This window comes from Corynebacterium antarcticum, assembly GCF_016595285.2.
GTDB classification, from domain to species: Bacteria; Actinomycetota; Actinomycetes; order Mycobacteriales; family Mycobacteriaceae; genus Corynebacterium; species Corynebacterium antarcticum.
The window spans coordinates 541,163-555,498 of sequence record NZ_JAENIP020000002.1 but is presented as its reverse complement, the minus strand read 5'-3'; the positions used below and the strand labels follow the sequence as shown (position 1 = coordinate 555,498).

13 protein-coding genes are annotated in these 14,336 nt (G+C 66.1%); 9 read left to right on the top strand and 4 right to left on the bottom strand.

What is annotated here, in order from left to right; translation table 11 throughout:
- Positions 1-35 precede the first annotated feature (35 nt).
- Together JIM95_RS06670 and JIM95_RS06665 are read right to left on the bottom strand one after the other, a co-directional pair.
- Positions 36-665 carry an MBL fold metallo-hydrolase gene (locus JIM95_RS06670; RefSeq protein ID WP_200255860.1) on the bottom strand — a complete coding sequence of 210 codons (630 nt, stop codon included), beginning with the start codon at positions 663-665 and terminating at the stop codon, positions 36-38.
- A complete protein-coding gene (locus JIM95_RS06665) occupies positions 665-1,750 on the bottom strand; it encodes an S-(hydroxymethyl)mycothiol dehydrogenase (RefSeq protein ID WP_200256099.1) in 1,086 nt (361 codons plus the stop codon). Before JIM95_RS06665 ends, JIM95_RS06670 begins: the two co-directional genes overlap by 1 nt.
- 170 nt (positions 1,751-1,920) lie before the next feature.
- Here JIM95_RS06665 and JIM95_RS06660 point away from each other — a divergent pair, with 170 nt between their 5' ends.
- The 9 genes from JIM95_RS06660 to JIM95_RS06615 all read left to right on the top strand — a co-directional run bounded on the left by JIM95_RS06660 (position 1,921) and on the right by JIM95_RS06615 (position 11,870).
- Positions 1,921-2,457: a DJ-1/PfpI family protein gene (locus JIM95_RS06660; RefSeq protein ID WP_200255859.1), complete on the top strand. Its 537-nt coding sequence runs from the start codon at positions 1,921-1,923 to the stop codon at positions 2,455-2,457.
- Between the two features lie 350 nt (positions 2,458-2,807).
- Complete coding sequence (gene fucO / locus JIM95_RS06655) at positions 2,808-3,959, top strand: lactaldehyde reductase (protein ID WP_200255858.1); 1,152 nt, start codon at positions 2,808-2,810, stop codon at positions 3,957-3,959.
- Positions 3,960-4,233: 274 nt separating this feature from the next.
- Positions 4,234-4,434 (top strand): hypothetical protein, encoded by a 201-nt coding sequence (locus tag JIM95_RS06650; RefSeq protein ID WP_200255857.1) that lies wholly within the window; start codon positions 4,234-4,236, stop codon positions 4,432-4,434.
- Positions 4,435-4,824: 390 nt separating this feature from the next.
- Positions 4,825-6,594, top strand: coding sequence for an L-fucose isomerase (locus JIM95_RS06645; protein WP_200255856.1), 1,770 nt, complete (start codon positions 4,825-4,827; stop codon positions 6,592-6,594).
- A 39-nt stretch (positions 6,595-6,633) separates the two neighbouring features.
- Positions 6,634-8,094, top strand: coding sequence for a rhamnulokinase (locus JIM95_RS11375; protein WP_200255855.1), 1,461 nt, complete (start codon positions 6,634-6,636; stop codon positions 8,092-8,094).
- 66 nt (positions 8,095-8,160) lie between these two features.
- Positions 8,161-8,826: a class II aldolase/adducin family protein gene (locus JIM95_RS06630; RefSeq protein WP_200255852.1), complete on the top strand. Its 666-nt coding sequence runs from the start codon at positions 8,161-8,163 to the stop codon at positions 8,824-8,826.
- A gap of 46 nt (positions 8,827-8,872) precedes the next feature.
- Complete coding sequence (locus JIM95_RS06625; protein WP_200255850.1) at positions 8,873-10,264, top strand: sugar porter family MFS transporter; 1,392 nt, start codon at positions 8,873-8,875, stop codon at positions 10,262-10,264.
- Between the two features lie 38 nt (positions 10,265-10,302).
- The gene (locus tag JIM95_RS06620; protein ID WP_200255848.1) at positions 10,303-10,728 is read left to right on the top strand and encodes an RbsD/FucU family protein; all 426 of its coding nucleotides are present in this window, start codon (positions 10,303-10,305) and stop codon (positions 10,726-10,728) included.
- A gap of 128 nt (positions 10,729-10,856) precedes the next feature.
- Entirely contained in the window at positions 10,857-11,870 is a 1,014-nt protein-coding gene (locus JIM95_RS06615; RefSeq protein ID WP_200255846.1) for a LacI family DNA-binding transcriptional regulator, read from the top strand.
- On the opposite strand, the gene JIM95_RS06610 is transcribed toward JIM95_RS06615, so the two are convergent.
- Both JIM95_RS06610 and JIM95_RS06605 read right to left on the bottom strand, forming a co-directional pair.
- The gene (locus JIM95_RS06610) at positions 11,857-12,768 is read right to left on the bottom strand and encodes an exodeoxyribonuclease III (protein ID WP_200255842.1); all 912 of its coding nucleotides are present in this window, start codon (positions 12,766-12,768) and stop codon (positions 11,857-11,859) included. The genes JIM95_RS06615 and JIM95_RS06610 overlap by 14 nt on opposite strands.
- Positions 12,769-12,874: 106 nt before the next feature.
- Positions 12,875-14,101 (bottom strand): MFS transporter, encoded by a 1,227-nt coding sequence (locus tag JIM95_RS06605; protein WP_248113357.1) that lies wholly within the window; start codon positions 14,099-14,101, stop codon positions 12,875-12,877.
- Positions 14,102-14,336: the final 235 nt, after the last annotated feature.

The following is a 14,336-nucleotide window of genomic DNA, read 5'->3' as shown; positions in this document are numbered from 1 at the left end:
CGGTCACGGATCTGGCGGGGAATACCCCGCTCCCCTCAGTGGCCGCGCTCGATCCACTCCCGCAGATGCGGCTTCTCCGCACCGATGCTCGTCTCGTCGCCGTGTCCGGTCTTGACCACGGTCTCGTCGGGCAGAGTGAACAGCCGCGTGCGAATGGACTCGATGATGGTGTCGAAGTCGGAGTAGCTGCGTCCGGTGGCCCCCGGTCCGCCGTTGAACAGGGTGTCCCCGGAGAACACGACGCCGAGGGACTCCGCGTGGAAGCAGGTGGAACCCGGGGAATGCCCGGGGGTGTGGAGTGCGGTGAGGGTCGTTCCCGCGATGTCGAAGGTGTCGCCGTCCATGATCCGGTGATCGGGGGCCGTGCCGGGGAACACCTTCTCCCAGAGCACCTGGTCCTCCGGGTTCATGTGGACCGGCGCATCGACGAGCCCGGCGAACTCACGGGCGTAGCGGATGTGATCGTCGTGCCCGTGGGTGAGCAGGATCCTCGTGACCTTCCGGTCACCCACCGCCTCCCGGATGGCGGCGGGGTCGTGGGCGGGGTCGATGACGATGACCTCTGTGTCATTCCCGATGATCCAGACGTTGTTGTCCACCTCCCACGTTCCCCCGTCGAGTGAGAAGGTGCCGGAGGTGACGATGTTCTCGATGCGCGCGGCCATCACAGCTCCACCACCGAACGCAGTACCGTGCCGCCACCCATTTTGTCGAAGGCCTCCTCGATGTCGTCGATGCCGATGCGCTCGCTGACGAACGCATCCAGATCCAGTCTGCCCAGTTTGTACTGTTCCACCAGCATCGGGAAGTCCCGCGACGGCAGGCAGTCGCCGTACCAGGACGACTTCAGCGAGCCTCCGCGCGCGAAGACGTCCAGGAGGGGCAGTTCCAGTTTCATGCCCGGATCGGGCACCCCGACCAGGACGACACGACCCGCGAGATCGCGGGAGTAGAAGGCCTGCTCGTAGGTCTCCGGGATCCCCACGGCGTCGATGACGACATCGGCGCCGAATCCACCGGTGGCCTCACGGATGGCCGCCACGGGATCGGTGTCACCGGAGTTGACGGTGTGGGTCGCCCCGAGTTCCCGGGCCGTGGCCAGTTTCCCGTCATCGAGGTCCACGGCGATGATGGTCGTCGCACCGGCGAGCTGCGCTCCCGCGATGGCCGCGGTACCGACCCCGCCGCAGCCGATGACGGCGACGGATTCTCCGCGTCTGATCTCACCGGTGTTGATGGCCGCGCCGATACCGGCCATGACGCCGCAGCCCAGGAGCCCGACGGCGGCGGCGTCGGCGTCCGCGTCGACCCGGGTGCACTGGCCTGCCGCGACGAGGGTCTTCTCGGCGAAGGCGCCGATCCCGAGGGCCGGGGACAATTCCGTTCCGTCCTCGAGGGTCATCTTCCGGGTCGCGTTCGCGGTGTTGAAGCAGTACTGCGGTTGCCTCTTGGCGCAGGCGCGGCACTGCCCGCAGACGGCCCGCCAGTTGAGGATCACCCGGTCGCCGACGACGACATTGGTCACACCCTCCCCGATCTCCGCGACGACCGCGGTGGCCTCGTGCCCGAGGAGATAGGGGTACTCGTCCCCAATCCCGCCGAGCTTGTAGTGCAGGTCGGTGTGGCAGACCCCGCAGGTGAGCACGTCCACCACCACCTCCCCCGGCCCCGGGTCGGGGACATTGATGGTGACGGTTTCCACGGGAGCATCCTTGGCCCTGGATACGACCGCTCTCACCTTGTACGGCACGACAACCACTCCAGACTTCCGGGACTCGGCGCTACGGACGTCGGCCACCCTACCAAGGGTGCACCGGTCGGCAACGGGGGAACCGACTCCGGGAATGCCGGTGCCGCTGACGGAGTCGACCGAGCATCTCCCGCATGGCGGGGTTCCGCTGGGGTGCCTAACCTCGTGGCATGACCGACAAGAAAAAGATCATCATTGTTTCCACCGACTTCGGCACCGAGCAGGCGGAGATCGTGCAACCCGCCGACAAGCTCAGGGCTCTCGGCCACGACGTCACCGTCGCGACCCCCACCGGCGAGGACGTCCAGACGCTCGAGGGCGACAGGGAACCGGCATCCGTCGTCCCGACCGATGTCCGGCTCAGCGAGGCCGTCGGCCCGTTCGACGTCGTCGTGCTGCCCGGAGGCACCCTCAACTCCGATGCCGCCCGCATGGATCAGGACGTCCGCGACCTCGTCAGGCGACAGGCTGACGAGGGACGGGCCATTGCCGCGATCTGCCACGCTCCGTGGGTTCTGATCGAGAGCGGGGTGGCGGCCGGCAAGACGATGACCGGCTACGACTCGGTACGTACGGACCTGCGCAACGCCGGTGCCACCGTCGTGGACGAATCGGCGACGGTCTGCACGGCGAACGGCTGGACGCTGATCACCTCCCGTACCCCTCGGGACCTCGACAACTTCATCGATGCGATCGACCGACTCTGATCCTTCGCGGGCGCCGGAGAACCGTCGACCGGCGGGGACAATCTCATCCCCTTCCGCTCCCCGGTTCCCCGCCGCCCCGGACCGGCCCGCCGCCCGACTGGGGAAGATCTTTCCCTGCTGTCGGGTGCCGCCTCCACGGCGGATACCTCAGGTGACACGAAGCTCGCCCACTGGGAACGGTCACATTCACTCCGCAGGCGTATAGTCGTTATCGCGTCCGGTTGCTCTGAAGGACTTGTTTCCAGCGTGTGGTTGAGACAGGTCCGATCATCTCCGGACGGCCGCCCGGGACCCCGGTCGGCGAACGGACCTGACCCGGGCCACCCCCGTGGCCCAGAAAGTCGAAACCCATGACGCACAGAATGATCTTCAACCAGACCTCCTACTTCGGTCGCGGTGCGATCTCCAACCTCGTCCCCGAGCTGCGCTCCCGCAACCTGAACAAGGTACTGCTCATCACCGATGCGATCCTCCTGGAGACCGGGGTGACCGCGAAGATCACCGATCTGCTCGACGACGCCGGATTCCCCTACGAGATCTTCAGCGACGTCCGCCCCAATCCCCCCGTGGAGAACGTCAAGGCCGCGGTCGAGGTGTTCAGGGAGTGCGGCGCTGACGCCCTGATCGGACTCGGAGGCGGCTCGCCGCAGGACACCGCGAAGGCGGTGGGCATCATCGCCGCCAACCCCGAGTTCGCGGACGTCATCTCCCTGGAGGGTGTCGCGGACACGAAGAACCCCTCGGTGCCGATCATCGGCATCCCGACCACCGCCGGAACCGCCTCGGAGACGACGATCAACTACGTCATCACCGACACGGACAACCAGCGGAAGTTCGTGTGCGTCGATCCGCACGACATCCCCGTCCTCGCGATCGTGGACCCCGACCTGACCGATTCGATGCCCCGTGGACTCAAGGCCGCGACCGGACTCGACGCACTGACTCACGCGATCGAGGGGTACATCACAAAGGGAGCCTGGGAGCTGTCGGACTCGGTCCACATGACCGCGATCCGGATGGCCGCGGAGAACCTCGAGAAGTCCCTCGAGGGCGACGCGGAGGCCGGCGAGAAGATGGCCTACGCCAGCTACATCGCAGGTATGGGCTACTCCAATGTCGGCCTGGGACTGGTTCACGGCATGGCCCACCCGCTGGGCGGCCGCTACGGCGCGCCCCACGGTGTCGCCAACGGCATTCTCCTCGCCCCGGTCATGCGCTACAACGCCGAGTACTCCGGGGAGAAGTACCGCGACATCGCCGACGCATTCGGTGTCAAGGGAGCCTACGACATGCCGCTCGAGGAGGCCCGCAAGGCGGCGTGCGACGCGGTCGCCGATCTGACCGTGCGCGTCGGCAACCCGACCAAGGTCTCCGAGGTCGGGGTCGACGAGTCCGGCCTGGACGCCCTCGCCGACGACGCGTTCGCCGACGTCTGCACCCCGGGCAACCCGCGTGAGGCCACCCGCGACGAAATCCGCGAGATCTACGCCTCGCTGCTCTGATTCAGGTACGGGTACCACCCCCTCCCTCGTCCAGGGGTGAGACGGTACCTGCCGTAACCGGCCGCCCACCCGGCCCCGATCCGCTGCGCCCGCCCAAGGCGGGCGTGCGGTGATCCACTCCACGGACACCGGGTCGGCGACCGGTTCGCGACTCCCACGACCGCGGCCGGGCCGCCGGCCCGGTCACAACACGGGACGAGCGATTCCGTACACCACCGGCGCGGTGGATCCGGACCCCTCCGGTGGTCTTTCTTTTCTTGCTACTGTTTCCGTCATGAAGCGGCGCAACGGCATAACCAGAGCTGAACTGACAATCTCCAGCATCGCATTCGCGCTGCTGATGGCGTGGACGGCCGGGTACATCGACGCTGATCGACCCCTTGCGTCGATCGGCATCGTCGCGTTCATCTTCGTTCTGTGCCTCATCGTCTTCGGCCTGGCCGCCAAGGCCTACAGCCATTTCTTCCGCAACTAGCCGACTCCCCCGGCGACACCACTCCCTCCCACATCTCCCCGCCCCGCACTCCGCAAGCCTGCGCCCGGAGGCGGGGCCCTCGTGCATTCACCGGCTCTGGCCCTGTCGGCGTCTCTCCGGGGCCGCGGTCCGCCAGGAAAAGCCCATATGTGAACGCTCCCAATTTCCTCAAGTAGTGATTGCGAACACTGGGAAACCTATATAAAGGGGCATTCAACAGGCATTATGTGACAGTGATGTGGATCACCCTTGACTTTAATGCGGCCCCTCCGTCACACTCAGGTAAGAACGTTCACATCAGTGGACGAACACAGGCTGGAGTGCTTGAAGTTGCTGTTGATAGCGCACCAACCACATGGGATCGTTCACACAACCTGGAAAGGATCCATCATGACCAACCATCCGGCAATCGGTATCCGCCCCCTCATCGACGGTCGTCTCGGCGGCGTTCGGGAGTCCCTGGAGGACCAGACCATGGAGCTCGCGCACAATGTCGCGAAGCTTCTGCGCGAGAACGTCCGCTACACCGACGGCGAGCCGGTCGAGGTCGTCATCGCCGACACCACGATCGGTGGCGCCGCAGAGGCCGCCGCCTGCAAGAAGAAGTTCGACGCCCACAACGTCGGCGCCGATCTGACCGTCACCTCCTCCTGGAACTACGTCACCGAGGTCATGGACCTCGATCCCTCCATCCCCCACGCCATCTGGGGCTTCAACGGCACCGAGCGCCCGGGCGCGGTCACCCTCGCCGCCGCACTGGCGGCCTACACGCAGCTGGGTATCCCGGCCTTCGGCATCTACGGCCACGACGTCCAGGACGCCTCCGACGACGGACTGACCGACGATGTCGTCGCGCAGATCCTCAAGTTCGCACGCGCCGCCATCGCCGTCGGCCAGATGAAGGGCCGCAGCTACCTCGCGATGGGCACCGTGTCCATGGGTATCGCCGGCTGCCGAGTCCCCGAGGTCGACATCCTCAAGTACCTGGGGCTGAAGTCCGAGTACATCGACATGATCGAGTTCGACCGCCGCATCAACCAGGGCATCTACGACAAGGACGAGTACGAGATCGCCCGCAAGTGGGTGCGGGAGAACTTCGTCGAGGGTGAGAACCCCAACCCGGAGGACAAGCGACTCTCCGACGCCGAGTACGAGGAGCAGTGGGACTACATCACCAAGATGACCCTCGTCGCCAACGACCTCATGAACGGCAACCCGAAGCTCGCCGAGATGGGCTTCGCCGAGGAGGCCCACGGCCACGACGCCATCGCGGCAGGCTTCCAGGGTCAGCGCCAGTGGACGGACTACAAGCCCAACGGCGACCTGCTGGAGACCATCCTCAACACCAGCTTCGACTGGAACGGCAAGCGTCAGCCCTCCATCCTCGCCACCGAGGGTGACGTCCTCAACGGACTGGCCATGCTGCTCAACAACCTGCTCACGAACCGCGCCCAGCTGTTCAGCGACGTGCGCACCTACTGGTCGCCGGAGGCCGTCAAGCGGGTCACCGGCTACGAGCTCAGCGGACACGCGGCCAACGGTTTCGTGGATCTCCGCAACTCGGGTGCGACCACTCTGGACGGCGCCTGCGGCGCCAAGGACGCTGACGGCAACCCCACGATCAAGCCCTGGTGGGAGATGACCGACGAGGACATCGAGGCCGACATCAAGGCCAGCACGTTCCACGCGGCCATCAAGGAATACTTCCCGGGCGGCGGATTCTCCACCCACTTCAACACCCCGGGTGACCTCCCGGTCACGGCTTCCCGACTGGTGATGGTGGATGGCCTGGGTCTCGCGCTCCAGGTCTCCGAGGGCTGGACGGTCATGGTGCCCGATGAGGTTCGCGACGCCATCGCCGACCGCACCAACCCCACCTGGCCGACCACCTTCTTCGCCCCGCGTCTCACGGGCGAGGGCGCACACCGCAGCGTCTACGACTGGATGGACAACTGGGGCGCCAACCACACGGCGACCGGCTACGGCCACTTCGGCGACGAACTGCTGACCCTGGCATCGATGCTCCGCATCCCGGTGTTCATGCACAACATCGAACCCGAGCGCATCTTCCGCCCGCGGGCATGGTCCAGCTTCGGCACCACCGATCTGGAGAGCGCGGACTTCCGGGCCTGCGCGAACTTCGGGCCCCTGTACCGCTGATCCCCCGCCCATCCCCTCACTGAAGTAAGGAAGACTGTCATGTCCCCGAGCCAGTACGCCGCCGTAGCTCTCGATCTCGGTTCGTCAAACGGCCGCGCGATCGTCGGAGTCCTCAACGGCGGAACCCTGAAAATGCAGGAGGCCCATCGTTTCCCGCACAAGGTGGACACCGTTGACGGCGCGCTGGCCTGGGACATCGACCGTCTCCTGGACGGTGCGATCGCCGGAATCACCATCGCCCGTACCCGGGTCCCGATCGCGATCGACTCCATCGGTGTCGACAGCTGGGGCGTCGACTACGCGCTCGTCAAGAAGGACGGGCAGGTCGCGCTCCCGGTGCGGTCATACCGTGACACCCGGATGGCGGAACACCGGGAGAAGTTCGCCGAGGCCCTGCCCGCGGACCGGGCCTTCGCCCTCACCGGTATCCAGCCCGCAGACATCAACACGGCGAACCAGTTGTTCGCTGACCTCCAGCAGCACCCGGAGCTCGTCGACTCCGTCGAACGGGTCCAGCTGCTCCCCGACTACTTCGCGTCCCTGCTGTGCGGGGAACAGGCCCACGGCCGCGCGATCTCATCGACCACCGGTCTGGCCACTCCGGGGGCCACCACGTGGTCGGATGAGGTTCTGGACGCCCTGGGAATCCCCCGGAGGTGGTTCTCCGAGATCTCCCGGGACTCGATGGTCCTCTGCCCGGAGACCATCACCGGGATCCCGATGGTCCGCCCCGGCGGACACGACACCGCCTGCGCCGTCCACGCCATCCCGCACGACGAGGTGTCCGCCGAGGAGTCGGTGTTCATCTCCTGCGGATCCTGGACCCTGGTCGGCGCCTGCACCGACGAACCCGTACTCAGCGACGCCTGCTTCACCAGCGGCTTCACCAACGAGGTCCGAATCGACGGCGGCATCCGCCTCCTCAAGAACATCACCGGACTGTGGATCCTGCAGGACTGCATGCGCGCCTGGCAGCAGGCGGGGAAGAGCACCGACCTCCCGGCGCTCCTGGTCTCCGCGGAATCCGCCCCGAGCATGAAAATGGTCTTCGACCCGAACGACGAGGTGTTCACCACCCCCGGTGACATGCCCGAGAAGATCCACGCCCGGATGCGGGAACTGTACGGACGGGAGCCGGAGAGCACCGGCCAGCTCATCCGCCTCATCCTCGAGTCGCTGGCCATCGCGCACGCCACCGCGATCTCCGAGGTCACGGAGCTGACCGGGGCCCGCCCCAAGGTGGTCAACATCGTCGGCGGTGGCTCCCGGAACGGTCTGCTCTGCCAGATGACCGCCTCCGCGACGGGCCTTCCGGTCTTGAGCGGGCCCGCGGAAGCCTCAGCGGCGGGCAACCTGCTCAGCCAGTTCGAGGCGATCGGCGCGATCGAGCCGGGTGAACGCGACGGGATCATACAGCGTTCGTTCACCCCCCTCCGATTCGAGCCACGTGACCCGACCCGCTGGAACGACATGCGCAGGCGTCTCGCAGAGGTCCAATGACGCACCCCGGTGCCGCCCCGTGCGGCACCGCCCCATCACTCTCATCCGATGAAAGGAACACCCAGAATGTCCCACACCGAGTACTCCCACCAGGAACTGCGTGAAGCCATCTGCAAGGTGGGTTACATGCTGTGGTCGCGGACCATGGTCGCCGCCAACGACGGCAACATCACCGCCAAGGTCGATGACAACCACATCCTCTCCACCCCGACCGGCGTCTCCAAGGGACAGCTCACCCCGGACAAACTCATCCTCATGAACCTGGACGGCGACATCGTCGAACCCGCTCCCAGCGGGATCCACAAGCCGACCAGCGAAGTGAAGATGCACCTGCGGATGTACCGCGTGAACCCCGACATCAAGGCCTGCGTGCACGCCCATCCGCTGCACGGCACCGCCTTCGCCATCAAGGGCGAGGCGCTGACCAAGAAGATGATGCCCGAATCGGTCATCGCCATGCCGGAGATCCCGCTGGCGCCGTACGGCACCCCCTCGACCGAGGCGGTCCCGGATTCGGTGGAGCCCTTCGCCTTCACCCACAAGGTCGCCCTCCTGGAGCAGCACGGTGCACTGAGCTGGGGCTCCGATGTCTGGGACGCCTACTTCCAGATGGAGCGTCTCGAGTACACGGCGCAACTCACCTTCCTCACCCGCCTGATCGACGGCGAACGTGAACTGCCCGCAGATGAGATCGAGAAGCTCATCGGCATGCGTGCCCAGTACGGACTCTAAAGGTCCACCCACCCCCTTCCCCTCCGGACGTTGAAGGACAAAGACCATGACCCACTCATCTCCACCCAGTGCACCCGCCGCGAGCACGAAGCCCCCGCGAACCAAACCGATCGTCTACGTGTTCGCCGTTCTCGGTGGCCTCGCAGGCCTGCTCTACGGCTACGACTCGGGCGCCATCTCACTGGCGTTGCCGGACATCTCCCGGCAGTTCGGTCTGAACCCCACCGCGGAAGGTCTGATCGTGTCCTTCCTGCTGTTCGGTGCACTTCCCTCCATCGCCGTCGCGACCGCCTTCGAGAAGAAGATCGAACGGCGTAATCTCCTGGTCGTCGGCGCCATCATCTTCGGTGTCGGCTCACTGGGCTGCGCCCTCGCCCCGAACCCCGAGACGCTGATGGCTTTCCGGTTCATGCTCGGCATGGCCGCCGGTATCGCCAACATGTTCGGCCTCATCTATCTCTCTGAGATCGCCCCGGCACACCTCCGCGGCATGATGGCGTCGCTGTACCAGCTCTCCGTGAACTTCGGCATCCTGATCTCCTACGGGGTCGGCCACTACTTCTCGCTCACGGACAGGTGGCAGTGGACCCTCGGCCTCGGACTGGTGCCCGCACTCATCTTCGGCATCGGAATGGCACTGTCCCCGCAGTCCCCGAGGTGGCTGATCCGTGACGGACAGATCGAGAAGGCCCGCAAGACCCTCAGCCGTGTCCGGGAGACCAAGGAAGAGGTGGACCGTGAGGTCTCCGACATCCAGAAGTCCCTGGAGCAGCAGAGTGCCGGAATGAAGGAGCTGTTCGGCACCTTCCGCCCCGTCGTCATCCTCGCTTTCGTGCTGGTCATCTTCCAGGTCTTCACCGGTATCAACGCGGCCGTCTACTACGCCCCGAAGATCTTCGAGCACCTGGACATGGGGGTCAACGCCGGTATCATCGCCAACTACGGCGTCGGCGTCGCACTCGTGATCTCGACGCTGGTCTCCCTGCCCTTCATCGACCGGTGGGGACGGAAGAAGCTGCTGACGGTCTCACTGGCCGGACAGATCCCTCCGCTGCTGATCCTCACGTTCTTCGCGGAGTCGAACGCGACGCTCGCCATCATCGCGGTCTTCCTCTTCGTCTTCTCCTTCGGTTTCGGACTCGGTCCGGTGTTCTGGACCTACGTCCCCGAGATCTTCCCCCTGCGTGCCCGCGCCCTGGGTGTCGGCATCATCACCTTCGCGCAGTACACCATGAACGCGCTGCTGTCGCTGATCTTCCCCGACCTCATCGCCGCCATCGGCACCTGGGTGTTCCTGCTCTTCGCGGTCATGAGCGGCCTGGCCGTCTGGTTCATCCTGACCCAGGTGATCGAGACCAAGGGCAAGTCCCTGGAGGAGATCGAGGAGTACTGGCAGGAGCGGGCGGACATCCCCGCCGAAGCACTGGCCACCAAGTGATCCGCTGATCCGACCGATACCGAACAGGAGTATCCACCATGCTGAACAGAATCCCGAAGATCCTGAGTCCGGACCTCGTCCATGTACTCATGGACATGGGTCACGGTGAGGAGATCGTCATCGCCGACGCCAACTTCCCGGGAGCCGAATTCAACGACCACGTCCTCCGGGCCGACGGCCACGGTATCCCCGAGATCCTCGAGGCGATCCTCGAGCTCATGCCGCTCGACCCCTACAACGACTGGCAGTTCGCGTTGATGAACACGCTCGGCGATGATCCCACCCCGGAGATCTGGCCGACCTACCGGAAGATCATCGAGAACGCCGAACCCGAGCACCACACCGAGGGACATTTCGACCGCTTCGATTTCTACGACCAGGCGCGTAAGGCCCGGGCCGTACTCATCACCGGCGAAACCGCCCTCTACGGCAACATCATCCTGAAGAAGGGTGTCGTCCTCTGACCCGACGGGACCGATGACCCACGGCGCCCCACGAATCCTGAACGGGTTCTGTGGGGCGCCGTACATTCTTTTCCGTGTCCCGATTACACTGAAGGCGCCAAAACCGCAGCACCACGGAGACGATCACTGTGAAACCCGCACCGAACCGCGCGACCATGCGCGACGTCGCCGCGCTCGCCGGGGTGAGCGTCCAGACGGTGTCCCGCGTGCTCAACAACTCGGGTCCGGCTTCCGAGGCCACGAGGCGTCAGGTCGAGGACGCCGCCGCGATGCTCAAGTACGAGGTGAACCTCGCCGCACGGGCGCTCGCCTCGAAGCAGTCGAAGACGACGGGGCTCCTCGTGACGGGGGAGATCCGGCACGGCGTGGCCCGGTTGTTCTCCGCCCTCGAATCCGAACTGGCCTCCCGCGGCCGGCACATCGTGATCGCCACTTCCCCGACCGACAGCCCCAGCTCACTGCGACGGGCGATCTCCTATCTGCACGGGACGAATCCGGACGGCATGGTGGTGCTCGCCCGCACCTCCGACGTGCTCCCGGTCATCGCGGCGAAGGCACAGGTCCCCTGCACGGTCATCATCGCCGGGCGACACGAGACCAACCGGGTCTCCACGGTGTCCATCGACCAGTACGACGGAGCGATCGCCGCGAGTCAGTACATCTTCGACATCGGGTGCACGTCGCCCGTCTACCTGACCGGTGATCTCCGCTGGCAGGATGCACAGGTGCGACTCAACGGTTTCCGGACGGTGTGCGCCGTTAACGACACCGAGCCCGACTGGCTGATCGGCGACAGCTGGTCGAGTGCCAGCGGCTACGCGATGGGGCAGCAGCTCCTCTCGAGGGGCCTGCCCGACGCGATCGTCGCCGGCAACGACGACATCGCCATCGGTGCGATGCACGCACTGTACAAGGCGGGGATCTCGGTTCCCGACGACGTCTCGGTCGTGGGTTTCGACGACATCCCGCAGGCCAAATTCCAGAATCCCTCCCTCACCACGGTGCGGCAGGACTTCACGACCCTGGGGAGAACCGCGCTGGAGGAACTCGACAGGATCATCGCCGGGGAACCACGCAGGCACCGGCAACTGCCCGCCGAACTCGTCATCCGGAAATCGACCCGCCCGCTCAGCGATACGTGACGTTCAGCGGCGAGTGGTCGGACCAGCGCAGCGCGTAGTCGCTGGCCTTGTCCACCCAGGTCTTCTCCGCCCGCTCCAGCATGGCACTGGTCGCCGCCTGGTAGTCGATGCGCCACCCGGCGTCCGTGTCGAAGGCCTTTCCACGGTAGGTCCACCAGGTGTAGGGTCCCTCCCCTTCCGGCTGCAGACGCCGTGCGACGTCGAACCACCTGGGCTCCTCCGGGATCACACGTTCGGGCAGATCTTCGCCACGGACGTAGTCGACGGCGCCGGCGAACGCCCCGGCGCCCTCCACCTGGGTGGAGTCATCGGGAAACGTGCCGAACACGGAGTCCATGAACGCGCGTTCGTCGGGCAGGAAGCCGGACTTCTTCCTGTTGGTCCGCCAGTTCTTCAGGTCCTCACGGCGGTGGCAGATGTTCCAGTCCCCGCCGATGACCATGTTCTCGTGGGCGTCGGCCTGTGCCGTGAGGACATCGGTGAACTCGTCGAGGAAGAGGTACTTCTCGTCCTGCTTGGCGGTGTCCGCGGAACCGGAGGGCAGATACAGTGACGCCACCCGGACACCGTGCGCGGCGAGGTCCGCTGCTATCCACCTGCCTGCGTCGGTGAAGGAGCCGAAGCCGATCTCGATGTCCGTCAACGGCGTCCGGGACAGGATACCGACACCGGCCCGCCCCTTGGCCACCGATTCCGCACCGGCCCAGTGCCAGCCGGCGTCCAGCGCCGGCGCGAGGGCCTCCCGCGCCTGTCTGTCGCTGGCCCGGACCTCCTGCATGAGCACGACGTCGGCGGTGGATCGCTCCAGCCAGGCGTGCAGCCCGAGGTTCTCCTCGCTCCGCTTCTTCACGGCGGCCCGGATTCCGTTGACGTTGACGGTGGTGACGGTGAAAGACATGCCCACAACGATAGTCAGCCTCCACGGCACGGACATGCCCGCCCCGGATCAGGACCCGGTGCACGGTGGCAGGCGGTTTCCCGGTCATGTTCCGCAGCTGCCGTGATCAGGACAATCGCCGGTGGCGGCGCAGTGCACGCCGTCGCAGCAGGTAGGTCGGTACCCAGATACCGAGGGCGGTGACCGCGAGCGCCGCCCCGGCGAGCGCCGGCGCCGAGTAACCGAAGCCGTGGGCGATGACCGCGCCGCCGATCGCGGCACCGGACGCGTTCGCCGCGTTCAGCGCCGAGTGGTTGAGTGCCGCGGCGAGCGTCTGTGCGCGTCCGGCGACGTCCATCAGTCGGATCTGCAGGGCGGGAACGAGCGTGGAACCGCAGAACCCGATGATCCCGAAGTTCAGGGTGCCCAACCAGGGGCCGGACGAGGTGGCGGAGAATCCGACGAGAGCGACCGCGATGGCGACGAGGGAGGCGGCGATCCCGATCTCCAGGTTCCGGTCCGCCATCCGACCACCGACGACGTTGCCCAGGACCATGCCGATGCCGTAGGCGGCGAGCACCACCCACATCAGGTCCGGGCGCATCCCCGCGTGCTCCGTCATGGTCCAGGTGATGTAGGTGTAGACGGCGAACATGCCGCCGAAACCGACGGTACCTATGGCCAGCGTCAGCCACACCTGTGATCTGGCCAGCGCCCCGAGCTCCGTCGCGGGGCGGGTCGCAGGCATCCGGGTCATGTGCGGCATCAGGCGCCACAGGGCGACGAGTGTGCCGGTGCCGATGGCGGCCACGAGTGCGTAGGCGGCCTGCCAGCCCAGCCATTCCCCGAGGGCCTGGGCCGCGGGGACACCGATCACCGTCGCGACCGACAGTCCCATACCGACGAAGGCCACGGCCCTCCCGCGCTGCCCCTCGGGAGCGAGGGAGGCCGCGGCCAGCCCGGCGATGGAGAAGTACGCTCCGTGCGGCAGCCCGGCGATGAATCTCGCGGCGAGCAGCAGATGGTAGTTCTCCCCCAGCATCGACAGCCCGTTGCCCACGGTGAAGGCGAACATGAGGATGAGGAGCAGGCGTCGCCGCGGGATCATCCCGGTCACCGCGGTGATCAGGGGCGCGCCGACCACGACGCCCAGAGCGTACGCGGAGATGATCCGCCCGGCGGCATCCTCCCCGATGGAGAAGTCGGATGCGATGAGATTCAGCAGACCCATCGACACGAACTCGGTGGTGCCGATCCCGAAGGCCCCGGCGGCGAGGGCGAGCATCGTCCACCGCCGCCGGATGTCCGAGATCTCGGTCTGGTCGGGAAGCGGGCGGCGTCTGGGTTCGGTGATTTCACGGATTCTTCGCAACTGCACGAGGGAACCGTACTCTCAACTAACGGTGTCAGCCTCACCACGCGGAGCGATCGTGGCGGAGTCGATGGGTGGGTGGTCGCTGTGAGCTGGATCCGGATCGCCCCCGAACCGGGTTGTCCCTCTGTCTCCCGGATAGCGGGACCCGCTGCCCCGGGCGTGCCCCGAACACCATTTCCACCCTTTTCATGGGTGAGAACGCCACCGGCCGAAC

What these genes read in the sequence shown, in the direction of transcription:
- JIM95_RS06670 (WP_200255860.1), bottom strand. Translation starts at nt 665, where the DNA reads ATGGCCGCGCGCATCGAGAACATCGTCACCTCCGGCACCTTCTCACTC.
- JIM95_RS06660 (WP_200255859.1), top strand. Translation starts at nt 1,921, where the DNA reads ATGACCGACAAGAAAAAGATCATCATTGTTTCCACCGACTTCGGCACC.
- fucO (WP_200255858.1), top strand. Translation starts at nt 2,808, where the DNA reads ATGACGCACAGAATGATCTTCAACCAGACCTCCTACTTCGGTCGCGGT.
- JIM95_RS06650 (WP_200255857.1), top strand. Translation starts at nt 4,234, where the DNA reads ATGAAGCGGCGCAACGGCATAACCAGAGCTGAACTGACAATCTCCAGC.
- JIM95_RS06645 (WP_200255856.1), top strand. Translation starts at nt 4,825, where the DNA reads ATGACCAACCATCCGGCAATCGGTATCCGCCCCCTCATCGACGGTCGT.
- JIM95_RS11375 (WP_200255855.1), top strand. Translation starts at nt 6,634, where the DNA reads ATGTCCCCGAGCCAGTACGCCGCCGTAGCTCTCGATCTCGGTTCGTCA.
- JIM95_RS06630 (WP_200255852.1), top strand. Translation starts at nt 8,161, where the DNA reads ATGTCCCACACCGAGTACTCCCACCAGGAACTGCGTGAAGCCATCTGC.
- JIM95_RS06625 (WP_200255850.1), top strand. Translation starts at nt 8,873, where the DNA reads ATGACCCACTCATCTCCACCCAGTGCACCCGCCGCGAGCACGAAGCCC.
- JIM95_RS06620 (WP_200255848.1), top strand. Translation starts at nt 10,303, where the DNA reads ATGCTGAACAGAATCCCGAAGATCCTGAGTCCGGACCTCGTCCATGTA.
- JIM95_RS06610 (WP_200255842.1), bottom strand. Translation starts at nt 12,768, where the DNA reads ATGTCTTTCACCGTCACCACCGTCAACGTCAACGGAATCCGGGCCGCC.